Origin of the sequence: Micromonospora sp. NPDC005707 (assembly GCF_040631005.1) — a bacterium.
Taxonomy (GTDB): Bacteria; Actinomycetota; Actinomycetes; order Mycobacteriales; family Micromonosporaceae; genus Micromonospora.
Genome location: NZ_JBEXYR010000001.1, coordinates 282240 through 301893 on the forward strand (window position 1 = coordinate 282240; position 19654 = coordinate 301893).

General features: G+C 74.7%; 24 protein-coding genes. 13 read left to right on the plus strand and 11 right to left on the minus strand.

Annotation, left to right across the window (positions count from 1 at the left end; translation table 11 throughout):
* Positions 1–47: 47 nt before the first annotated feature.
* On the minus strand, positions 48–821 hold the full coding sequence (locus ABZ452_RS01300; protein ID WP_357937613.1) for an enoyl-CoA hydratase-related protein: 774 nt from the start codon (positions 819–821) through the stop codon (positions 48–50).
* 138 nt (positions 822–959) lie between these two features.
* Here ABZ452_RS01300 and ABZ452_RS01305 point away from each other — a divergent pair, with 138 nt between their 5' ends.
* Positions 960–1475: a DUF6232 family protein gene (locus ABZ452_RS01305; RefSeq protein ID WP_357937615.1), complete on the plus strand. Its 516-nt coding sequence runs from the start codon at positions 960–962 to the stop codon at positions 1473–1475.
* Here ABZ452_RS01305 and ABZ452_RS01310 read toward each other — a convergent pair.
* A complete protein-coding gene (locus ABZ452_RS01310) occupies positions 1421–1852 on the minus strand; it encodes a nuclear transport factor 2 family protein (protein ID WP_357937617.1) in 432 nt (143 codons plus the stop codon). The genes ABZ452_RS01305 and ABZ452_RS01310 overlap by 55 nt on opposite strands.
* A 68-nt stretch (positions 1853–1920) precedes the next feature.
* Here ABZ452_RS01310 and ABZ452_RS01315 point away from each other — a divergent pair, with 68 nt between their 5' ends.
* Together ABZ452_RS01315 and ABZ452_RS01320 are read left to right on the plus strand one after the other, a co-directional pair.
* Positions 1921–2403 (plus strand): DUF6232 family protein, encoded by a 483-nt coding sequence (locus tag ABZ452_RS01315; protein WP_357937619.1) that lies wholly within the window; start codon positions 1921–1923, stop codon positions 2401–2403.
* Positions 2404–2530: 127 nt separating this feature from the next.
* On the plus strand, positions 2531–3259 hold the full coding sequence (locus ABZ452_RS01320) for a hypothetical protein (RefSeq protein ID WP_357937621.1): 729 nt from the start codon (positions 2531–2533) through the stop codon (positions 3257–3259).
* Positions 3260–3262: 3 nt separating this feature from the next.
* Here ABZ452_RS01320 and ABZ452_RS01325 read toward each other — a convergent pair whose 3' ends face one another.
* Positions 3263–3715, minus strand: a complete 453-nt coding sequence (locus ABZ452_RS01325) for a rhodanese-like domain-containing protein (protein WP_357937623.1) — start codon at positions 3713–3715, stop codon at positions 3263–3265.
* Between the two features lie 71 nt (positions 3716–3786).
* On the opposite strand from ABZ452_RS01325, the gene ABZ452_RS01330 reads away from it, so the two are divergent.
* Positions 3787–4755 carry a helix-turn-helix domain-containing protein gene (locus tag ABZ452_RS01330; RefSeq protein WP_357937625.1) on the plus strand — a complete coding sequence of 323 codons (969 nt, stop codon included), beginning with the start codon at positions 3787–3789 and terminating at the stop codon, positions 4753–4755.
* A 2-nt stretch (positions 4756–4757) separates the two neighbouring features.
* On the opposite strand, the gene ABZ452_RS01335 is transcribed toward ABZ452_RS01330, so the two are convergent.
* On the minus strand, positions 4758–5657 hold the full coding sequence (locus ABZ452_RS01335) for a ribokinase (RefSeq protein ID WP_357937627.1): 900 nt from the start codon (positions 5655–5657) through the stop codon (positions 4758–4760).
* A 20-nt stretch (positions 5658–5677) separates the two neighbouring features.
* Positions 5678–6556 (minus strand): ABC transporter ATP-binding protein, encoded by an 879-nt coding sequence (locus ABZ452_RS01340; protein ID WP_357938167.1) that lies wholly within the window; start codon positions 6554–6556, stop codon positions 5678–5680.
* A gap of 93 nt (positions 6557–6649) precedes the next feature.
* Between ABZ452_RS01340 and ABZ452_RS01345 the strand changes: the two genes are divergently transcribed.
* The gene (locus ABZ452_RS01345; RefSeq protein WP_357937629.1) at positions 6650–7654 is read left to right on the plus strand and encodes an ATP-binding cassette domain-containing protein; all 1005 of its coding nucleotides are present in this window, start codon (positions 6650–6652) and stop codon (positions 7652–7654) included.
* On the plus strand, positions 7651–8661 hold the full coding sequence (locus tag ABZ452_RS01350; protein WP_357937631.1) for an ABC transporter permease subunit: 1011 nt from the start codon (positions 7651–7653) through the stop codon (positions 8659–8661). Before ABZ452_RS01345 ends, ABZ452_RS01350 begins: the two co-directional genes overlap by 4 nt.
* A gap of 111 nt (positions 8662–8772) precedes the next feature.
* Here the strand turns inward: ABZ452_RS01350 and ABZ452_RS01355 are convergent, their stop codons facing one another.
* Entirely contained in the window at positions 8773–9948 is a 1176-nt protein-coding gene (locus ABZ452_RS01355) for an ROK family transcriptional regulator (protein WP_357937633.1), read from the minus strand.
* A 123-nt stretch (positions 9949–10071) separates the two neighbouring features.
* Between ABZ452_RS01355 and ABZ452_RS01360 the strand changes: the two genes are divergently transcribed.
* The gene (locus ABZ452_RS01360; protein ID WP_357937634.1) at positions 10072–11523 is read left to right on the plus strand and encodes a glycoside hydrolase family 3 N-terminal domain-containing protein; all 1452 of its coding nucleotides are present in this window, start codon (positions 10072–10074) and stop codon (positions 11521–11523) included.
* 36 nt (positions 11524–11559) lie between these two features.
* Complete coding sequence (locus ABZ452_RS01365) at positions 11560–12753, plus strand: PP2C family protein-serine/threonine phosphatase (RefSeq protein WP_357937636.1); 1194 nt, start codon at positions 11560–11562, stop codon at positions 12751–12753.
* Between the two features lie 6 nt (positions 12754–12759).
* On the opposite strand, the gene ABZ452_RS01370 is transcribed toward ABZ452_RS01365, so the two are convergent.
* Positions 12760–13122 carry an STAS domain-containing protein gene (locus ABZ452_RS01370; RefSeq protein WP_357937638.1) on the minus strand — a complete coding sequence of 121 codons (363 nt, stop codon included), beginning with the start codon at positions 13120–13122 and terminating at the stop codon, positions 12760–12762.
* Positions 13123–13257: 135 nt separating this feature from the next.
* On the opposite strand from ABZ452_RS01370, the gene ABZ452_RS01375 reads away from it, so the two are divergent.
* The 3 genes from ABZ452_RS01375 to ABZ452_RS01385 are packed head-to-tail and all read left to right on the plus strand — an operon-like array spanning position 13258 to position 14865.
* Positions 13258–13728, plus strand: a complete 471-nt coding sequence (locus tag ABZ452_RS01375) for a hypothetical protein (RefSeq protein WP_357937639.1) — start codon at positions 13258–13260, stop codon at positions 13726–13728.
* Positions 13725–14225 (plus strand): DCC1-like thiol-disulfide oxidoreductase family protein, encoded by a 501-nt coding sequence (locus ABZ452_RS01380; protein ID WP_357937641.1) that lies wholly within the window; start codon positions 13725–13727, stop codon positions 14223–14225. The genes ABZ452_RS01375 and ABZ452_RS01380 overlap by 4 nt, the downstream gene beginning before the upstream one ends.
* Positions 14158–14865 carry a TetR family transcriptional regulator gene (locus tag ABZ452_RS01385; RefSeq protein WP_357937643.1) on the plus strand — a complete coding sequence of 236 codons (708 nt, stop codon included), beginning with the start codon at positions 14158–14160 and terminating at the stop codon, positions 14863–14865. The genes ABZ452_RS01380 and ABZ452_RS01385 overlap by 68 nt, the downstream gene beginning before the upstream one ends.
* A 180-nt stretch (positions 14866–15045) precedes the next feature.
* Here ABZ452_RS01385 and ABZ452_RS01390 read toward each other — a convergent pair whose 3' ends face one another.
* On the minus strand, positions 15046–15711 hold the full coding sequence (locus ABZ452_RS01390; RefSeq protein WP_357937645.1) for a GNAT family N-acetyltransferase: 666 nt from the start codon (positions 15709–15711) through the stop codon (positions 15046–15048).
* A 166-nt stretch (positions 15712–15877) separates the two neighbouring features.
* Between ABZ452_RS01390 and ABZ452_RS01395 the strand changes: the two genes are divergently transcribed.
* The gene (locus ABZ452_RS01395; protein ID WP_357937647.1) at positions 15878–16063 is read left to right on the plus strand and encodes a DNA repair protein; all 186 of its coding nucleotides are present in this window, start codon (positions 15878–15880) and stop codon (positions 16061–16063) included.
* A gap of 100 nt (positions 16064–16163) precedes the next feature.
* Positions 16164–16679: a hypothetical protein gene (locus ABZ452_RS01400; RefSeq protein ID WP_357937649.1), complete on the plus strand. Its 516-nt coding sequence runs from the start codon at positions 16164–16166 to the stop codon at positions 16677–16679.
* Between the two features lie 134 nt (positions 16680–16813).
* On the opposite strand, the gene ABZ452_RS01405 is transcribed toward ABZ452_RS01400, so the two are convergent.
* The 3 genes from ABZ452_RS01405 to ABZ452_RS01415 form a co-directional block, all read right to left on the minus strand.
* Positions 16814–17554: a Clp protease N-terminal domain-containing protein gene (locus tag ABZ452_RS01405; protein ID WP_357937651.1), complete on the minus strand. Its 741-nt coding sequence runs from the start codon at positions 17552–17554 to the stop codon at positions 16814–16816.
* 119 nt (positions 17555–17673) lie between these two features.
* Entirely contained in the window at positions 17674–18555 is an 882-nt protein-coding gene (locus ABZ452_RS01410) for an LPXTG cell wall anchor domain-containing protein (protein WP_357937653.1), read from the minus strand.
* Between the two features lie 182 nt (positions 18556–18737).
* On the minus strand, positions 18738–19325 hold the full coding sequence (locus tag ABZ452_RS01415; protein ID WP_357937655.1) for a hypothetical protein: 588 nt from the start codon (positions 19323–19325) through the stop codon (positions 18738–18740).
* Positions 19326–19654: the final 329 nt, after the last annotated feature.

Here is a 19654-nt window from a genome sequence, read left to right on the forward strand (position 1 = left end):
CGTTCTCGGGTCGGCGGCGGGACGGGCCGCCGACCCGGAGCGGCGGTTCAGCGGCCGGTGAAGCCCGGCTTGCGCTTCTCGACGAACGCCGCCATGCCCTCGCGCCGGTCGTCGGTGGCGAACAGCGCCGCGAAGAGCTGGCTCTCCCAGGCCAGGCCGGAGTTGAGGTCCATGTCCAGGCCGCCGTCGACGGCCAGCTTGGCCGCCCGCAGCGCCTGCACCGGGCCGGTCAGGTACGGCTTCACGTAGGCGACCGCGGCCTCATAGACCTCGGCGGCCGGGACCACCCGGTCGGCCAGGCCGATCCGCAGCGCCTCCTCGGCGTCGACCATCCGGCCCGTCATGATCAGGTCCTTGGCGCGGGCCGGGCCGACGAGGCGGGCCAGCCGCTGGGTGCCGCCGGCGCCCGGGATGATGCCGAGCCTGATCTCCGGCTGGCCGAGCTTGGCGTCGTCGGCCACGATCCGCCAGTCACAGGCCAGGGCCAGCTCGCAGCCGCCGCCCAGCGCGTAGCCGGTGATCGCGGCGACCACCGGCTTGGGGATCCGGGCGATGGCGCCCAGGGCGCTGGACAGGTCGGCGGCCCGGCCGGCCATGTCCACGTAGGACATGTCCGCCATCTCCTTGATGTCCGCGCCGGCCGCGAAGACCTTCTCGCCGCCGTACACGATGACCGCGCGGACCTCGGCGTCGGCGGTGGCCGCCGCGGCGGCGGCGCGCAACTCCTCCTGCACCTGGGTGTTGAGCGCGTTCATCGGCGGCCGCTCCAGCCGGATGGTGCCGATGCCGTCCTTCACTTCCAGCCTGACGAACTCGCCCACGCTGCCCTCACTTCCTCGTCGAAGTCGCGTGCCAACCTTACGACCAGGGTCGTTGGGGTAGACAGTGTGGTGTCGACGGCTCCAGGTCGCTGCGCGGCGAGCCGGAGTTGTCGCCGCCCCTGCACCGGGAGTGAGGCCATGATCACCTATTACGACGACAAGTCGGTCCAGGTCACCTCCACCGCCGTCCGGGTGGACGGGCGCAGCTATCCCCTCGCCGAACTGACCGTGGTGTGGCACCGGCGGGGCGACCGCTCCTGGCGGGTGCTCGCCGGCCGGGGCGCGATCGGCGCCGCCCTCGCCGGCCCGCTGGTGGCCGCCGTGCTCGGCATCGGGCTGGCGGTCTGGCTGCACCGCTCCGCCGTGGTCACCATCGCCATCGTCGGAGCGTCCGTGCTGGTCGGCCTCGGCATCGGTCCGCTCGCCGACGTGCTCTTCGAACACCTCGACCGCTCGTACGCCCGGGGCAGCCGGGAGCTGGAGATGTGGGCGCGCTGGCGGGGCCGGCCGGTGCGGCTGCTGCACACGGGCGACGCGCTGCGCTTCGGCCAGATCTACCGGGCGGTGCAGCGGGCCATGGAGAGCAACCCGCCCCGGCGTCAGAACGCGATCGGCACGTCGGGCAGCAGCCCGAGACCGCGCAGCAGGCCGTAGGTGTCCTGCTCGCCCCAGAACTGGACGATCCGCCCGCCGGCCAGTCGGTACATCTTGCACGCGCTCTGCACCGTGGTGGCCCCGGTCGCGTCCCGCCGGTAGGTCTGCGCCATCGAGACCACCACCCGGTCCCCGGCCGCGAAGATCTCCAGGATCCGCTGGTCGAGCACGGTCAGCCCGGGCGAGGAGACGGCCGCCTCGGGGTAGCGCCGGCCGCGCACCGCCGTGCCCGAGCCGTAGATCTCCACATCCTCGGCGACCACCTCGGCCAACTCGGCCAGATCCTTGGTCACGAACGTCCGCAGATAGCGCCGGACCACCTCGATGTTGCGCTGCTGCTCGGTGCCGGCCGCCTCGGCCCCGTCCCGGTCCGCCATGCCGGGACGCTACCCCGCCGGCGGTCGCCGCACCGTCCCCTCTGGACCCGGGGTGGTTAGGCTGAATGATGACCCTCTATTACCGGGACGACGCGGTACAGGTCACCTCGAAGGCCATCCACGCCGGCGGGCACGTCGTCGCGCTCGCCGACGTCACGTACGTCTGGCACGCCCGCGGTGCGACCACCCTGGCGGTCCGGGGCCGGGTCCTGGGGCGCGGGGTGCTGGTCCTGCTGCTGTCGCTGCCGCCGCTCGTGGCGCTGGTCTGCGCGCTCTCGCTGGCCTGGGCCGCGCAGGACCGGGGCGACTGGAAACTGGCGCTGGTCATCCTGGCCGGGTTCGTGGTGGTCGGGCTGGCCCTGACCCCGTTCCTGGAGGTGCCGCTCGGCTGGCTGGACCGCTCCTACGAGCGGGGCAACCGGGTGCACGAGCTGTGGGTGCAGCACCACGGCCGGGAGGTGCTGCTGCTGCGCACGCCCGACGCGCTCCGGTTCGGCCAGATCTACCGGGCCGTGCAGCGGGCAGTGGAGCAGCAGGGCGACCGTCGCTGACCGCCCAGACCGGGCGCCGGCCGCGCTGTTCGCTGTCGCCGGCGTCACCGGTCGTGGCGACGGGTGTGACCGTGGCCGCCCCGCTGCCACCCGGCGGTCCTGGCCGGCGGGACGCACACTGGGTGGCATGGCGATTCCCCTCCCCCGTCCCGGCGCCGTCGTCGGGCTCACCCGTTCCGCCCTGGACCAGGCGCTCGGCTCGGCCGCCGCGTTCGCCGCCGTGCCGGCCCGCGCCTTCGCGGTGCTCGACGAGGTGGAGGCGCTCGTGCGGCGGATCAACGGGGTGGTCGACCGCATCGAGGGCACCCTCGACCGCACCGACCGGGTGCTCGACGACGCGGACGCGGCGGTCCGGGAGGTCGCCGTGATCAGCGCCGCCGCCACCGAGGCGATCGAGACCGCGACGGGAGTCGCCACGACCGCCGCCGCGGTGGTGGGCGAGGCGGACCGGGTGGCCCGGGCGGCGGCCGCCCTGGTCGCCGAGGCCGACGCGGTGGCCGTCCGGGCCGCCGGCACGGTGGTCACCGCCGAGGAGGCGGCCGGCACGGCGGCCGAGCTGCTGGGCGCGTACGAGCCGGCGCTGCGCCGGGCCGCGCCGATGGCGACCCGGTTCGTCGAGCAGCTGAGCCCGGAGGAGGTGACCGCGGCCATCCGGCTGGTCGACGAGCTGCCGAAGCTGAAGGAGCACCTGACCTCGGACGTGCTGCCGATCCTGGCCACCCTGGACCGGGTCGGCCCGGACCTGCACGACCTGCTGGCCGTCACCCGGGACCTCAAGCTGGCCGTGGCCGGCATCCCCGGGCTCGGCATGCTGCGCCGGCGGGGCGAACGCCTCACCGACGAGCCCGTCGACTGACCGTCAGCAGTCGCAGGCGACCGCGGACCGGGGCGCGGTCAGGTCGTCCACCCGGCGGCGCACCGTGCCGGCCGACGTGACGACCGGCAGGCCCTCCCGCGCCCAGTACTCGAAGCCGCCGAGCATCTCCTTCACGGGATGGCCGAGCCGGGCGAACTCCAGCGCGGCCCGGGTGGCGCCGTTGCAGCCCGGTCCCCAGCAGTACGTCACCACGGTCGACCCGGCGGGCACCAGCTCGGCGGCCCGGGCGGCGATCTCGGCGGTGGGCAGGTGCAGGGCGCCGGGCAGGTGGCCCTGCCGCCACGCGGCGTCGCCCCGGGAGTCGACCACCACGAGTCCGGGCGTGCCCGCCTCCAGGGCGGCGTGCACGTCGCTGACGTCGGTCTCGAAGCTGAGTCGGGCGCGGAAGTGGGCGGCGGCGGTCGCCGGGTCGGCCGGCGGCACGGAGAAGGTCATGTCTCGATCCTGCGGCCGGGCGGGCCGCCGGCGGGAGTGGCGTGATCGCCGTCCTTCGCTAACATCCCGCCATGACCCCCGAGGATCGGACCGTGGCGGTGCTCGCGTACCCGGGGATGTCGGTCTTCGAGACCGGCATCGTGACCGAGGTGTTCGGGCTGCCCCGGCCCGAGCTGGAGGTCGACTGGTACCGGCTCAGCGTCTGCGCCGAGCGTCCCGGGCCGGTGCCGGTCGTCGGCGGCGCCGCCCTGCACACCCCGTACGGCCTGGAGACCCTCGCCGGGGCCGGCACGGTGATCCTGCCCGGGGTGCCGGACGTGACCGTCGACCCGTCGCCCGAGCTGGTCGCCGCGCTGCGCCGGGCGCACCACCGGGGCGCCCGGCTCATGTCGATCTGCTCCGGCGCGTTCGCCCTGGCCGGCGCCGGCCTGCTCGACGGCCGGCGGGCCACCACCCACTGGCGGTACGCCGACCTGCTGGCCCGCCGCCACCCGGCGGTCACGGTCGACCCCGACGTGCTCTACCTGGACGACGGCGACATCCTCACCAGCGCGGGCAGCGCCGCCGGGCTGGACCTCTGCGTGCACGTGGTCCGGCGCGACTTCGGCGCGGCGGTGGCGAACGCGGTGGCCCGCCGGCTGGTCATCCCACCGCACCGCGACGGCGGGCAGGCCCAGTTCATCGAGGCGCCGGTGAGCGTCGACCCGGACGACGACCGGATCGCCGCGAGCCTGGCCTGGGCGGTCCGCCACCTGGCCGAGCCGCTGACCGTGGCGGCGCTGGCCCGGCAGGCGCACCTGTCGACCCGCAGCTACCTGCGGCACTTCGCCCGAGCCACCGGGACCAGCCCGATCCGCTGGCTGATCGACCAGCGGGTGCGGGCCAGCCTGGCACTGCTGGAGACGACCGACGCGCCGGTGGCCGGGATCGCGGCGGCGGTGGGCTTCGACAGCCCGGTCACCTACCGGCACCACTTCGGCCGGGCCATGCGGACCTCGCCGTCGGCGTACCGGCGGGCGTTCCGGGCGGGCGCCGCCTGAGGTCAGGCCGGCCGGCTGAACAGCTCGTCGATCTCCACCCGGCGGGGCAGCGCCACCGAGGCGCCGAGCTTGCGGACGCAGGCCGCCCCGGCCGCCGCCGCCCAGTGCACCGCCTCGACCAGCTCGCGCCCCTCGCCCCAGGCCACCGCCAGGGCGGCCGTGAAGGCGTCACCGGCGGCGGTGGAGTCGACCACGTCGACCTTCACGGCCGGGACGTGCACGGCCGGCCGGTCGCGCTCGACGTACCAGGCGCCGTCGCCGCCGAGGGTGAGCACCGCCCGGGGCACCAGCTCCAGCAGCGCCCCCGGCTCGTCGGCGCCCCGCCCGGTGAGCGCGCGCGCCTCGGTCTGGTTGACCACCAGCAGGTCGGTCGCGGCCAGCAGCTCCGCCGGCACCGGCCGGGCCGGCGCCGCGTTGAGCACCACCCGGGTGCCGGCCGACCGGGCCGCCAGCGCCGCCGCGGTCACCGTCTCCACCGGCACCTCCAGCTGCGCGACCAGCACGTCCGCCTCGCGTACGGCGGCCAGCTCGCCCTCGGTGAGGTTGGTGAACGCGCCGTTGGCGCCGGGGGTGACCAGGATGGCGTGCTCCCCCGCGCCGCCGACCATGACCAGGGCGACGCCGGAGGGGCCGTACACCACCCGGAGGTGGCCGGTGTCGACGCCGGCCGCGGTGATCCGCGCCTTGAGGGTGACCCCGAAGGCGTCCGAGCCGATCGCGCCGAGGAAGACGCAGGAGGCGCCGGCGCGTACGGCGGCGACGGCCTGGTTGGCGCCCTTGCCGCCGGGCAGCATGACGAAGTCGTCGCCGAGCACGGTCTCCCACGGCCGGGGCAGCGCCGCGGCCGTGCCGATCAGGTCCATGTTGGCGCTGCCCACCACGGCGACCCGGGTCTGCGGCACGGCGTACCCTCCCGTCGGGCTCAGGCGGCGCGCGCGGTCCAGCGCTCGCCGGCCCGCGCGACGACCAGCGGCAGGCCGAACGTCTTCGACAGGTTGTCGGCGGTGAGCGTCTCGGCGAGCAGGCCCTGCGCCACGACGCCCCCCTCACGCAGCAGCAGCGCGTGGGTGAAGCCCGGCGGGATCTCCTCGACGTGGTGGGTGACCAGCACCATGGCCGGGGCGTCCGGGTCGTACGCCAGCTCGGCGAGGCGGGCCACCAGGTCCTCGCGGCCGCCCAGGTCGAGCCCGGCGGCGGGCTCGTCGAGCAGCAGCAGCTCCGGGTCGGTCATCAGGGCCCGGGCGATCTGCACCCGCTTGCGCTCGCCCTCGGAGAGCGTGCCGTAGGTCCGCTCGGCGAGGTGGGCGACGCCGAGCTGGCCGAGTAGCGCGCGGGCGCGGGCCTCGTCGGTGCGGTCGTAGCTCTCCCGCCAGCGCCCCACCACCGACCAGGCCGCGGTCACCACGACGTCGGTGACCCGCTCGTCGCCGGGGATCCGCTCGGCGAGCGTGGCGGTGGAGAGGCCGATGCGGGTCCGCAGCTCGTTGACGTCGGTGCGGCCGATGCGCTCGCCGAGCACGTGCGCCGTGCCCGTGGTCGGGTGCAGCCGGCCGGCGGCGAGGTTGAGCAGGGTGGTCTTGCCGGCGCCGTTCGGGCCGAGCAGCACCCAGCGTTCGTCGAGCTCGACCCGCCAGTCGACGTCCTGCACCAGCATGCTGCCGGAGCGCCTGACGCCGACCCCGTCGAGGCTGACCACCAGATCCGCGTCCACGGGTGCGGGGGCGGGGGCGCCGGCGGCGCCGGGGATCAGGTCACCAGTCACCGGTCCATCCAACCACGCAGCCGGCCCGGTGCCCCCCACGGGCGGCGTCGCGGCAATAGGGTGGGGCGCCGTGTCGTTGGTCACCACTCCGGGAGGACGTCCCATGCCCGACCGCTGCCGGGAGGCTTGCGGATGAGCGCGGTCATCGAGATCGCCGGTCTCCGCAAGACGTTCCACACCCTGCGCCAGGGGCGCCGGATCGCCGTCGACGGGTTCGACCTGCTGGTCGAGGCCGGGCAGGTGCACGGCTTCCTCGGGCCGAACGGCTCGGGGAAGACCACCACGCTGCGCGCCCTGCTCGGGCTGGTCCGGCCCGACGCGGGCCGGATGAGCGTGCTCGGGGCGGCGTCCCCGGAGCGGCTGGCCGAGGTCGCCGGGCGGGTCGGCGCGATCGTGGAGAGCCCGCAGTTCTTCGGCAACTTCACCGCGCACAAGACGCTGCGGCTGCTGGCCCTGGCCGGCGGGGTGCCGACCTCCCGGGTCGACGAGGTGCTGGAGCAGGTCGGCCTTCGTGAGCGGGGCGACGAGCGGGTCAAGGGCTACTCGCTGGGCATGAAGCAGCGGCTGGCGGTGGCCTCGGCGCTGCTCAAGGACCCGCAGCTGCTGATCCTGGACGAGCCGGCGAACGGCCTGGACCCGGCCGGCATCCGGGAGATGCGGGACCTTACCCGGTCGCTCGCCGCGGCCGGCGTGACCGTGCTGCTCTCCAGCCACATCCTCGCCGAGATCCAGCTCATCTGTGACCACGTGACGATCATCAGCCGGGGCCGGCGGGTCGCGTACGGGCCGGTGGAGGCCGTGCTGGCCGGCTTCGACCAGCACCAGTGGCAGGTCCGGGTGGCCGAGCCCGAGCGGGCCGTGGAGCTGCTCGGCCGCGCCGGCATGGCGGTGACCGCGCGCACCGACCACCTGGTGGTGACCGGGGTCGTCGAGCCGGAGCTAATCAGCCGCACGCTGGGCGAGCAGGGCCTCTGGGTTCGCGAGCTGATCCCGCTCCGGCCCGACCTGGAGAGCGTCTTCCTGGAGCTGACCGGCGACCACCCGCACCCGGCGCTGCCCCGCCAGGTGGACGGGGCCCCGCCGAACGACGGAGTGATCGACCTGGACGTCCGCGAGAGTCGGGAGGTGGGCGCGTGAACCTGGTCCGTGCCGAGCTGGAGCGGCTGGCCGCCCGCCGCTTCGTCCAGCTCATGGTGCTGCTGCTGGTGGCGGCCTTCGCGGTGACCGTGGCGACCACGCTGGCCGGCTCGCACCGGCCCACGCCGGTGGAGCTGGGCCGGGCCCAGGCGCAGGCCGCCGAGGAGGTGCGCAACATGGAGCTGGCGCACGACCGCTGCCTGCGGATCAAGGCGGGCACGGTGACGCCGGACGAGAACGACTACCTGCCGCGGGACTGCGCGCAGATCGACCCGGCCCTCATGGAGAAGCTGCCGGGCGCCTCCGACTACCTCAGCGGGGTGTTCGTCTTCGCCAACGAGGCCGAGCCGCTGCTCTACTTCCTGATCGCGTTCCTGGCGATGTTCGGGTTCCTGGTGGGCGCCTCCTACATCGGCGCCGACCTGAACTCGGGCGGCGTGGTCAACCTGCTGCTCTGGCGGCCACGCCGGCTCGTGGTGCTCGGCGCCAAGCTGGGCACGCTGCTCGGCGGGCTGCTGGGGCTCTCCGCGGTGGCGTCGGTGGCGTACCTGGGGATGTTCTGGCTGATCGGCGAGGCCTCCGGGCTCGCCGGGCGGCTGGGCGGCGACTTCTGGTCGTCGCTGGCGGCGGTCTGGGTGCGCGGCCTGGTGCTGGTGCTGCTCGCCGCGGCGCTGGGCTTCGCCCTGGCGACGCTGGGCCGGCACACCTCGGCGGCGCTCGGCACGGTGGCCGCCTACCTGGTGGTGTGGGAGCTGGGCGCCCGGCTGGTGTTCCAGATCCTGTCGGTGGCCCGCCCGGACCGGTTCATGCTCTCCAGCTACCTGGGGGCCTGGCTCACCGGCGAGGCCCGGTTCTGGGACAACGACGCGTGCGTCGGTGACATCGCGGGCTTCTGCGACGGCTACTACACGCTGGGCTGGGCGCCGGGGCTGGTGGTCCTGTTCGGCCTGGCCGCCGCCCTGGTCGTGGGCGCCTTCACGGTGTTCCGCCGCCGCGACCTGATCTGAGGGGCGCCGGTGCGGCCCCGGACCGGGGCCGCACCGGCAACTCCTTGCAGAGATTCGCTGCCTCGTGAAGACTTCCTTCACATGGCGGCAGCGGTGACGACGGGCCGGCGGTCAGCCGACCGTCGAGCCGAACACCTCGTCGCGCACCTCGTCCAGAGCAGTGCGCAGGGCGCCGCGCAGGATCGGCTCCTCGGTCAGCCCGGTGCTCACCACCCGGGGCCGGACCAGGGTGATCGCGGCGACCTCGTGCTGCACCCGCTCGGCCAGCGCCGCCCCGCCGGCCCGCCCCACCTCGCCGGCCAGCACCACCAGCGGCGGGTCGAGCACCACGCAGGTGCTCGCCACCCCGAGCGCCAGCCGGCGCGCCAACTCGTCCAGCAGCGGGCCGCCCGCCGCGCCGGCGGCGATCGCGGCGCGTACCGCGTCGGCCGCGCCGGCCGCCGCGAACCCGTGCTCCGCGGCCACCGCGCGGACCGCGTCGGCCCCCGCGAGCTGCTGGAACGCCGGCTTGGCCCGCTTCGACACGTCGCGCGGGATGGGTACGCCGGGCACCGGCAGGTAGCCAATCTCGCCGGCCGCGCCGCTGCTGCCGTGGTGCAGCCGCCCGCCCAGCATGATCGCCAGACCGACACCGGCGTCCAGCCAGACGAGCACGAAGTCCGCCGTGCCCTGCGCCGCGCCGGACTGCGCCTCGGCCACGGCGGCCAGGTTCACGTCGTTCTCGAAGACCACCGGGGTGTGCAGGTCCTCGCGCAGCGCGGCGAGCAGGCCGCTGTGCCAGCGGGGCAGGTTGAACGCGAACGTGATGTCGCCGGTGCCCGGGTCCACCAGGCCGGGGGTGCCGAGCACGATCCGCCGCACGCTGGACAGCTCGGCGCCGGCACTGCTGGCCGCCTGGACCACCGCGTTGTGCACCACGCCGACCGGGTCGTCGGTGTCCTTCGTGGACTGCTCGACCCGGCCGACCACCGCCCCGGTGATGTCGGCGCAGGCGGCCACCACCCGCTCGGCGCCGACGTCCACGCCGACCACGTACGCGATGCCCGGCCGAACCGCGTAGAGCTGGGCGTTCGGGCCCCGCCCGCCGGCCTGCTCGCCGACCCGGGCGACCAGGCCGCGCTCCTCCAGCCGTTCGACCAGCTGGGACGCGGTGACCTTGGAGAGCCCGGTCAGCTCGCCGATCCGCGCCCGGGTCAGCGGACCCTGCTCAAGCAGCAGTTCCAGCGCCGCGCGGTCGTTGAGTGCCCGCAACAGTCGGGGGGTGCCGGGCAGCCGGGTCGCGCTCATGCCACGTCCTCAATTTTCAGTAAAGTTTGCTAACCACAAAACGCCTGCCGAGGGGTGTCCGTTAGCGTATCGGCCACCCCGATCCGGGGTCGTCGGACGACCCGGCAGGGAAAGGGGATACTCGTGGGGTTGGATCCAGGACTCCGCCGGCTCGCGCTGGGCACGCTGCTGGCGGCGTACGCCGGCCCGGTCCCGCCCGACTGGGCGGTCGACCTGCTCGCCGAGGGGCTCGCCGGGCACACGCTGTTCGGCACCAACATCCACGACCCGGCCCAGGTGGCGGCGACCACCGCGGCGCTGCGCGCCGGCCGCCCGGACGTACTCATCGCCATCGACGAGGAGGGCGGGGACGTCACCCGCCTGGCGCACGCCACCGGCAGCCCGTACCCGGGCAACGCGGCGCTCGGCGCGGTCGACGACCCGACCCTGACCCGCCAGGTGTACGCGGCGATCGGCGCGGAGCTGGCCGCCCTCGGCATCACCCTCGACCTCGCCCCGACCGTCGACGTGAACACCGCCGACGAGAACCCGGTGATCGGCACCCGCTCGTTCGGCGCCGACCCGGTCCGGGTGGCCGTCCACTCGGCCGCCGCGGTCGTCGGCCTCCAGTCCGCCGGGGTGGCCGCCTGCGCCAAGCACTTCCCGGGGCACGGCGCGACCGTCGCCGACTCCCACTACGAGCTGCCCACCGTCGACGTGCCGCCGGCCGTGCTGCGCGAGCGTGACCTGCCGCCGTTCGCCGCGGTGGTCGACGCCGGGGTACGCGCCGTCATGACCGCCCACATCCGGGTGCCCGCGCTGACCGGTGACGGTCCGGCCACCTTCAGCCGGGCGGTCCTGGTCGACCTGCTGCGCGTCGAGTACGGCTTCACCGGCGCGGTGATCACCGACGCGCTGGAGATGAAGGGCGCCGCGCTGGCCGCCGGCGGGGTGGGGCCGGCGGCGGTCCGCGCCCTGGCCGCCGGGGCGGACCTGCTCTGCATCGGCGCGAAGGTCGACGCCGGCCTGGTGGAGCATGTCGTCGACGCGATCGTTGCCGGGCTCGGCGACGGCCGGCTGGACCGGACCCGGGTCGAGGAGGCCGCCGGCCGGGCCGCCGAGCTGGCCGCCTGGACCGGCGCGGGTGGCTCCGCGTCCGAGACCCCGGACGGCCTCGGCTACGCCGCCGCACTGCGCGCGGTACGCGTCGAGGGCGACGTCACCGGCCTGGCCGCCCCGCTGGTGGTGCAGGTGCACGCCACCTCCACCATCGCCGAGGGGCGGGTGCCGTGGGGGCTGGGCCCGCACCTGGCCGGGGCGGAGGTGGTCCGCGCGGTGGCCGGCGAGACCGACCCGGACGAGCTGCGCGCCCGCGCCGGGGACCGGCCCGTCGTGCTGGTCGGCCGCCACCTGCACCGGCTGCCCGGGGCACGGGAACTTGTCGAGGCGCTGGCCGCCACGCACCCGGTGACGGTGGTGGAGATGGGCTGGCCGGGCGACTGGCGGCCGGCCGGCGCGCGGGCCTTCGTCACCACGTACGGCGCCAGTCACGCCAACGGCCGCGCGGCGGCACAGGTGCTCGGCCTGGCCGGCTGAGGTCTGCGCGGCCCGTTTCCGGGGTACACCGTCCCGATGAGCACCGTCGAGCCCTGGCACCGGGCGGTGGCCGACCTGGTGGCCCGATCCCATCGGATGCCCCCGGACGCGCTGCCCACGGCGGTGACCGAGGCGGTGCGTGAGCTCGGCGTGACCGTGACCACATACCTGGTGGACGTGGAGCAGGAGCTGCTGCGCCCGCTGCCCGAGCCGGGTCGGCCACTGCCGGATCCACTGCCGATCGACACGAGCCTGCCCGGCCGCGCCTACACCGAGGTGCGGGTGCGGGCCGCGCAGGACGGCCGGCTCTGGGTGCCGGTGGTCGACGGCACCGAGCGGCTGGGCCTGCTGGAGGTCCGGTTGCCGGCCGGGACCGACCCGGACGACCCCGCCGTCCAGGACGGCTGCCGGACGGTCGCCGGCCTGATCGGGCACCTGGCGGCCAGCAAGTCCTTGTACGGCGACAGCCTGGTCCGCGCCCGGCGGAGCGAGCCGATGGCCGTCTCCGCCGAGCTGCTCTGGCAACTGCTGCCCCCGCTCACCTTCGCCACCGACACGGTCGCCGTCAGCGCGATCCTGGAACCCTGCTACGAGGTGGGCGGGGACGCGTTCGACTACGCGCTGGACGGCGGCCGGCTCGCGCTCGCGGTGCTGGACGGGGTCGGGCACGGGCTGCCGGCGACACTGACCACCTCGGTCGCGCTCGCGGCGCTGCGGGCCGCCCGGCGCACCGGTGGCGGCCTGGCCGAGCAGGTCGCCGCCGTCGACGCGGCCCTGTTCAGCCAGTGGCGGGACGGGCGGTTCGTGACGGCCGTCCTGGTCGAGGTCGAGGTCGACACCGGCCGGGTCCGGTACGTCAACGCCGGGCACCCCGCCCCCGTGCTGCTGCGCCGGGGGCGCGCCGTGCGGGCCCTGACCGGGGGCCGGCGCCCGCCGCTCGGCTTGAACCTGCCCGGCGGCGAGCCGGGCGAGGCGCGGCTGGAGCCGGACGACCGGCTGCTGCTCTACACCGACGGGGTGACCGAGGCCCGCGACGCGGCCGGGGGGATGTTCGGGCTGCCCCGGCTCGCCGACCTCGCCGAACGGTTCATCGGCTCGGACCTGCCCGCGCCGGAGACGCTGCGCCGGCTGAGCCACGCCGTGGCCGCGCACGGCACCGCTTCCCGCGACGACGCCAGCATGGTGCTGATGGAGTGGTCCGGTGCGGCGGCGGCCCGGACGGAGCCCTGAGGCGGTTCAGCGCAGGCGGCGCCAGCCGGGCTCCACGGCGGAACCGTCGTCGTCGTGCCCGCCCGACCAGCCGAGCAGGACGTCGACCGCGGTGATCCGCAGCACCCGGGCCACCAGGGGCTGCGGATCGGTCACCCGGAGGGTGGCGCCGCGGCCGACCGCCTCCGCGGCGGCGCGCAGCAGGGCGGCGACCCCGGTCGAGTCGAGGAACGTGACCGCGCCGAGCTCGACCACGATCTCCACCAGGTCGGGCCGGTCCAGCACGGCGTCGAGCGCCCGGTCGAACGCCGGCGCCTCGGCCATGTCGAGGTCGCCGACCGGGCTGACGACCAGCCGCCCCGCCCCCGTGTCCCGCGTACCGATCTCCATGACCCGCCCGTCCGCTCCGACAACGCCGTCGCGACCATACCGGCCGTACGCCCACCGACGAACTTGAACATGTTCAAGAGCTGTCGTACGCTGAGCCCGACTTCGATTTGAACGCGTTCAAGAGAGGCGACGGGGATGGACGTGAAGGTCTGGATGTACCTGGCCTACCTCGCGGTCAGCATCGGGCTGACCGTGTGGGTGGCCCGGGCGCTCGCCCGCAACGGGCTGGTGTTCCTGGAGGACGTCTTCGCCGACAAGCGGCTGGCCGACGCGGTCAACAGCCTGCTGGTGGTCGGCTTCTACCTGCTCAACCTCGGCTACGTCACGGTGGCCATGAAGGAGTCCAGCCCGGTCGGCACCACCAGCCAGGCGCTGGAACAGCTCTCCATGAAGGTCGGCTGGGTGCTGCTGGTCCTCGGCGCGCTGCACTTCTTCAACGTCTTCGCGCTCGGCCGCTACCGGCGCGGGCGACTGCGCCAGCAGGCGGCCGCCCACCCGCCGCTCGCCCCGGTCGGCTACCTCCCGCCGCAGGGCGGCGCGCGACCGGCCCACCCGGCGCCGGCCGGCCCCACGCCGGGTCAGACACCGCCCGCCCCGCCACGATGACGCTCGCCCCGGGCGGACGCCCGACGGATCCCACCGGGCACGGGGCCGGTGGGATCCGCGGGTTCACCGTCCTCTACGACGCGCACTGCCCGCTGTGCCGGGCCGCCCGGCAGTGGCTCGCGTCGCGCGCCCAGCTCGTACCCCTGGAGTTCGTGCCGGCCGGATCGGCGGAGGCCCGGCGGCGCTTCCCCGGGCTCGACCACGACGCCACGCTGCGGGACCTGACCGTGGTGGCCGACACCGGCGCCGTCTACGCGGGCGACGGCGCCTGGTTCGCCTGCCTCTGGGCCCTGACCGACCACCGGCAGACGGCCGAGCGGCTGGCCCGCCCGCACCTGCTTCCGCTGGCCCGGCGGATGGTGACGGCCGCCTCCGCGGCACGTGAGCTGGTCCGGGAACCCCGGCCGGACCCGGGATACGGTGACGACGATGACCGAGCAGACTGCGCCGACGACCGCTGCGGGTGGCCCGAGCACCGGGGCGACGGCCCGGGGTGAGCAGACCCGCCAGCTGATCCTGGACACCGCCATGCGGCTGTTCCGCGAGCGGGGGTACGCGCGCACCACCATGCGCGCCATCGCCCAGGAGGCCGGCGTGGCGGTGGGCAACGCCTACTACTACTTCGGCTCGAAGGAACACCTGATCCAGGAGTTCTACGCGGACACCCAGCGGGAACACCGGGTGGTGGCCGCGCCCGCGCTGGCCCGGGAGCGGGACTTCGCCGCCCGGCTGGCCGCGGTGCTGCACGCCGGGGTGGACGTGCTCACGCCGTACCACTCGTTCGCCGCCAGCTTCTTCAAGACGGCGGCCGAGCCCACCTCGCCGCTCAGCCCGTTCTCCGCCGAGTCGTCCGGCCCGCGGGACGCCTCCGTCGCGCTCTTCCGCGAGGTGCTGGAAGGCTCGGCCGCCGCGGTGGACGCCGAACTGCGCGAGCCCCTGCCGGAGCTGCTCTGGCTCGGCTACATGGGCGTGGTGCTCTACTGGGTGCACGACCGCTCCCCCGGCCAGGCCAAGACCCGCCAGCTCATCGACGGCGCGGTCCCGCTGGTCGACCGGCTGGTGAAGCTGTCCCGGCTCCGGGTGCTGCGCCCCGTGACCCGCCAGGTGATCGGATTGATCCACACACTGCGTCACTGATCGCTGCGGCCACCCCATCGGCTGAACCGCAGGTCAAGTCCGCAACCGGACAGGGGTCGACGCCCCTTCACCCCTTGCTCGACACGCGGCAGACACTTAGCGTTACCAGGGTCGGGACCTGGGGGGACAGGCCGCGGACCGTGGATCCGGCCCGGGATCCACGGTCCGCGCCGGCCCCGCTCAGCGGGGGAACACCCCGTACGACGTCCAGCCCCGGTCCGGGAAGCCCGCCGCCTCGGCCACCCGCGCGGAGGCGCGGTTGTCGTGGTTGTGCAGGTAGGTGGGCACGGCTCCCTCGTCCAGCACCCGCCGCGCCGCCTGGGCGACCAGCCGCCGGGCCAGCCCCCGCCCCCGCGCCGCCGGCGCCGTCCCCACGGCCAGTTCGTGCCCGTACGCGTCGTGCCGCTTGATCCCCGCGCCGGCCAGGTACGCCCCGTCGGCGTCCCGGACCACCAGCACCTCCCGGTCGAACAGCCGCAGCCAGGGCGGCAGCCCGGGGGTGGTCGGCGCGACCCACTCACCGGCGTCCGGCAGCGGCGCCGGTGCCGTGCTCCACCGGAACAGCCCGGCGTGGGTGGTGAACTCGGGCGCGCCGACCGCTGACGGGAGGGCCGGCAGCAGCCGTTCGCCGGACCGCTCCCGGACCAGGTCCCGCACCAGCCCGGCCCGGTCCGGCGGCACCGAGAGGATCGCGCACTCCGGGGACGCGACCGCGACGGCCGGGCGCAGCCGCCCGTCCCAGGCCGGCCGGGCCCGCCGGTGCGAGCGGACCACGTGCAGCCCGGGACCCGCCGGCCACTGCCCCAACCAGGTCGCCAGGTGCAGGAACAGCCGTCGGTCGAGCACGTGATCACGGTACGCCCAACCGGATCCGGCGCGTGAGTCGATTGAAGCGTCCGGCGGACGGGTAGACCGTTCAGAACATCACCGGCGGCTGCGGGAACCGGAGCCATCGATCCCGCGTCATATTCATTTCCATACATGTACAAGTTTCTCTGGGACGGTAATGGTCATGCCGAATCAGCCGAATGACCGGTACCAGCAGGACGCCGAGCAGCGCTGGCAGGCCGTCGAGGCCGCCGGGCGGTTCCCGGCGCAGGCCGACTACCGGGGGGCTCGCCGCGGGAGGCTCTCGTGGGCCGAGCTGAACGCGCTGCCGGCGGGCGCCTCCCCCCGGCGCGGCCTCACCGCCCGTTGACGCCCCGACACACCGGGGCGCTCCGCACCGAGCTTTCGCACACCTGTCCTGTAGCGTCTTGTGGTCCGAATCCCGGCCTACCACAGGAGAAACTTCGCGCATGGGCAAGAAGACGATCCACGTCTCCGACTTCAGCGGCCAGGTGCTGCGCGCCGACGACGAGGTGGTCACAGTCGTCGTGCTGGAGCACCCGGACCTCGTCGCCGGGCCCGTGCAACTCGACGCCACCCCGGTCGAGGTGGAGAGCATCGACGACGCGGCGCTGGACGTGGCCGTCGTGGAGATCCACGACCGGCACGGCGGGGGCGAGCCGCGCCGGGTGGTGCTGACGGCCAGCGAGTTCGACGCCATGGCCACCGACGTGCCCATGGCACAGCTGCTCCGCACCGCCGAGCGGGTCAGGCCGCCCAAAGCCCGGCGCTCCGCCGAGAAGGTCGACTACGGCACCATCGAGCACGCCGGCAAGCCGCACCGCGGCCGGGTCACCGACGAGGAGGCCCGGCTGGTCCGCGAACAGCTCGACGAGGTGAACAAGCGCCTCGCCGACGCGGGGATCCGCCAGGTCGACCCGGCCGACCCGGAGCACGCCGCCCGCTACGGCTTCCCCGCCGCCTGACGCCCACCGGCCGGGCACGCGCCCCCGTGGCGCGTGCCCGGCCGGGGCTGAGGTTCGGCACTGACGCGGTTCGGGTCGGTGGGGTTCGGCCCTGGTGCGGCTCGGACCTGGCGCGGCTGCGGCCCGGTCGCGGGTCAGGCCCGCTTACGGGTGATTTCGGCGAGGGCGCCCTCGACCGCCGACTCCAGGGCCGCCTTCTCCAGCCCGAGCCCGGTGAGCACGCCGTCGCCGGCCTCCTCCTCCACCAGGGCGAGCAGGATGTGCTCGGTGCCCACGTAGTTGTGGCCCAGCCGCAGCGCCTCCCGGAAGGTCAGCTCCAGGACCTTCTTGGCCCGCGCGTCGTAGGGAATCAGGTCCGGAACCGTGTCGGCCTTCGCCGGCAGGGTCGCGCTGACCGCCTCCCGCAGCCGCTCCAGGGGTACGCCCCGAGCCACGATCAGCGCGGCCGCCAGCCCGTCCGGCTCGGCCAGCAGGCCCAGGGCGACGTGCCCCGGCGTGATCTCGGCGTTGCCCGCGGCCCGCGCCTCCTCCTGCGAGGACACGACCACGTTGCGGGCCCGCGGGGTGAACCGGCCGAAGCCGGCGTTCGGGTCGAGGGCCGCCGCCGTCTCGGCCTTCGCGGCGGACCGCTTCTGGGCGGCCTGCTTGCTCACCCCCATGCTGCGGCCGATCTCCGTCCACGAGGCCCCCGAGCGGCGGGCCTGGTCGACGAAGTGCCCGACCAGGTGGTCGGCGAGGTCGCCCAGGTGGTCGGCGACCAGGACGGCGCCGGCGAGCTGGTCCAGCGCGTCGCCGTGCACCTTCTTGATGCCCTCGATCAGCTCGTCGAGGCGTACCGGTTGGGTCATCTTCAGCGGCTCTGTCTCCTCCGTCATGCGTCAACCATAGGTTGACGATAGTCTCGCGTCAACCGCCGGTTGACGATCTCCGGCCCCGGGGACGACGAAGCGCCCCGGCCCGCGGGAGCGGACCGGGGCGCCTGGTGGAACCGCGGTCAGGCGACGAAGCGGGTACGGCGACGCCGGGCGATCAGGTAACCACCGCCGCCGAGCACCAGCAGCGCCCCGCCGACCCCGGCCAGGAGGCCGATGTTCGCGCCGGTCACCGGCAGGCCGCCACCGCCCGTGCCACCGTCACCCGGCGCGCCCGCCGTGCCGGTGGGCACCGCCGTCGGCTCGGTGCCGCCCGTCGGCGTGGCGGTCGGGGTCCCTCCGGGCGACGGGGTCGCGGTCGCCGTGGGCTGGGTGGTCGGCGGCGTGACGAGCTGGGCGTACGCGAAGTTGATGGGCCGCGGCGTCTCGGGCAGCGGCAGGTCCCGCTCGGTCAGCGCCAGGGCCGTCCCGGTGCCCCGGACCGCCTTGGTGCCCTGGCCGGCGTCGCCGTCGGCGAGCTGCTGCACGCCACCCTGGGCGTCGACCCACTGCTTGCTGAACCAGCGGAAGATGATCGAGGTGACCTTGTCGGGGCGCGCGTCCGCCTTGGCGGTGACCACGTCACCGACGACCGCCAGGGTCTGCCTGGCCGCCAGTTCGTTGTCGAACTCGCACCAGGCGGCCTCCAGGTTGCTGTCCACCGCGTACCAGCAGTTGTCGTGCTTGACGGCGAGATCCAGGTCGTCCACCACGCGGATCTGGACCACGAGGCCCGACACCGGAGCGTCGCCGGGGTTGGTCACACCGAGCGCGGCCGGCACCACCTCACCGGGCTTGACCGGGTACTTGACGTTGAGCCCGGTGGCCGGATCCCGCTCGGTGACGGCGACCAGCGTGGCGCTGTCCGGGGCCGGGGCGGCGTGCCCGGCGGCCGGCAGGGCGGTGACGCCGGCGGCGAGAACTCCGGCGCCCAGGGCGAGGCGGGCGGCGAAATGTACGGTCATGCGAGAACCCCCGTATTCAGGACGACCGCAAAGACCTTACGCAGCTCGGGCCGGCCGCGCGGCCCGGCAAATACCGCATACCCGGCCGCCCTGTCCACTGTGGGCCACGCCGTACCTCGCGCGGATACGCCGCTGGCCGGCACCCCGGTTTCGGGGTGCCGGCCAGCGGTCGGTTGTTCAGGTCAGCTGTTCCAGTACTGGCCGACGATGTCGGCGGCCTGCTGCTCCCACTGCGCGTACGCGTCCGGGTAGGCCGACACCTGCACGGTCTGCGCGGCCTCGGTCAGCGGCATGTCCTGCCAGCCGTCGACCTGCTTCAGACCCTTCAGGAACGCCAGGGTCGAGTACTCGGGGTCGGTGATCTGCTCCGGCGTACCCCAACCACTGGACGGGCGCTGCTGGAACAGACCCAGCGAGTCATGGTCGTTGGCGTCACCGAGGTGGCCCAGGTTCTCCAGCTTCGACTCCTGCAGCGACGTGGCGATCGAGATCACCGCCGCCCGCTCCGGCAGACCGGCCTTCTTCGTGGCGGCGATGATCGCCTTCGCGTTGCCGACCTGCTCGTCGCTCAGCTCGATACGCGACTGGGCGCCCTGCACACCGTGCGGGATCAGCTTGCCCGCGTCCGGCTTGTCGACCTGCACCATCGCCGCCTCCGACAGCCCCGCCGTCGGCGCCGCCTCGTGATGATTCAGCGGACCGGCCGCCAGACCACCGGCAACCGCCAGACCAGCAATACCCAGCACACTCTTCCGCAGCATCGTGTTCATGGGGGTAGCTCCATTCGGGGGTCGGCGCACACCCCGGCCGACGGGGGTCGACACGGTTGCTGGTGCGCGCAAGCACCGTCAGGCGCTCGATAGTCATTCGGGGGGATCATCGGCGCGCGGGGCGGGGTGCCACTTCGCCGCGCCGGACCATGTACAACGACCGCCGGCCCACCAACATTCCAGGCCACGGGCACCCGCCTCGACGGGCCGCCTCCTCGGGTCGTGCACCCCGATACAACGACCCCCGCCCACCCGCCATTCCGCCACCGGCGTGCCACCGGCCACCGTCGAACCGGACATTCACGGCACACATCGCAGGCGTCGTCACA

What these genes read in the sequence shown, in the direction of transcription:
- ABZ452_RS01320 (WP_357937621.1), top strand. Translation starts at nt 2,531, where the DNA reads ATGGCGATTCCCCTCCCCCGTCCCGGCGCCGTCGTCGGGCTCACCCGT.
- ABZ452_RS01330 (WP_357937625.1), top strand. Translation starts at nt 3,787, where the DNA reads ATGACCCCCGAGGATCGGACCGTGGCGGTGCTCGCGTACCCGGGGATG.
- ABZ452_RS01415 (WP_357937655.1), bottom strand. Translation starts at nt 19,325, where the DNA reads ATGAACACGATGCTGCGGAAGAGTGTGCTGGGTATTGCTGGTCTGGCG.
- ABZ452_RS01305 (WP_357937615.1), top strand. Translation starts at nt 960, where the DNA reads ATGATCACCTATTACGACGACAAGTCGGTCCAGGTCACCTCCACCGCC.
- ABZ452_RS01405 (WP_357937651.1), bottom strand. Translation starts at nt 17,554, where the DNA reads ATGACGGAGGAGACAGAGCCGCTGAAGATGACCCAACCGGTACGCCTC.
- ABZ452_RS01400 (WP_357937649.1), top strand. Translation starts at nt 16,164, where the DNA reads ATGGGCAAGAAGACGATCCACGTCTCCGACTTCAGCGGCCAGGTGCTG.
- ABZ452_RS01375 (WP_357937639.1), top strand. Translation starts at nt 13,258, where the DNA reads ATGGACGTGAAGGTCTGGATGTACCTGGCCTACCTCGCGGTCAGCATC.
- ABZ452_RS01370 (WP_357937638.1), bottom strand. Translation starts at nt 13,122, where the DNA reads ATGGAGATCGGTACGCGGGACACGGGGGCGGGGCGGCTGGTCGTCAGC.
- ABZ452_RS01410 (WP_357937653.1), bottom strand. Translation starts at nt 18,555, where the DNA reads ATGACCGTACATTTCGCCGCCCGCCTCGCCCTGGGCGCCGGAGTTCTC.
- ABZ452_RS01345 (WP_357937629.1), top strand. Translation starts at nt 6,650, where the DNA reads ATGAGCGCGGTCATCGAGATCGCCGGTCTCCGCAAGACGTTCCACACC.
- ABZ452_RS01355 (WP_357937633.1), bottom strand. Translation starts at nt 9,948, where the DNA reads ATGAGCGCGACCCGGCTGCCCGGCACCCCCCGACTGTTGCGGGCACTC.
- ABZ452_RS01325 (WP_357937623.1), bottom strand. Translation starts at nt 3,715, where the DNA reads ATGACCTTCTCCGTGCCGCCGGCCGACCCGGCGACCGCCGCCGCCCAC.
- ABZ452_RS01365 (WP_357937636.1), top strand. Translation starts at nt 11,560, where the DNA reads ATGAGCACCGTCGAGCCCTGGCACCGGGCGGTGGCCGACCTGGTGGCC.
- ABZ452_RS01385 (WP_357937643.1), top strand. Translation starts at nt 14,158, where the DNA reads ATGACCGAGCAGACTGCGCCGACGACCGCTGCGGGTGGCCCGAGCACC.
- ABZ452_RS01380 (WP_357937641.1), top strand. Translation starts at nt 13,725, where the DNA reads ATGACGCTCGCCCCGGGCGGACGCCCGACGGATCCCACCGGGCACGGG.
- ABZ452_RS01310 (WP_357937617.1), bottom strand. Translation starts at nt 1,852, where the DNA reads ATGGCGGACCGGGACGGGGCCGAGGCGGCCGGCACCGAGCAGCAGCGC.
- ABZ452_RS01395 (WP_357937647.1), top strand. Translation starts at nt 15,878, where the DNA reads ATGCCGAATCAGCCGAATGACCGGTACCAGCAGGACGCCGAGCAGCGC.
- ABZ452_RS01315 (WP_357937619.1), top strand. Translation starts at nt 1,921, where the DNA reads ATGACCCTCTATTACCGGGACGACGCGGTACAGGTCACCTCGAAGGCC.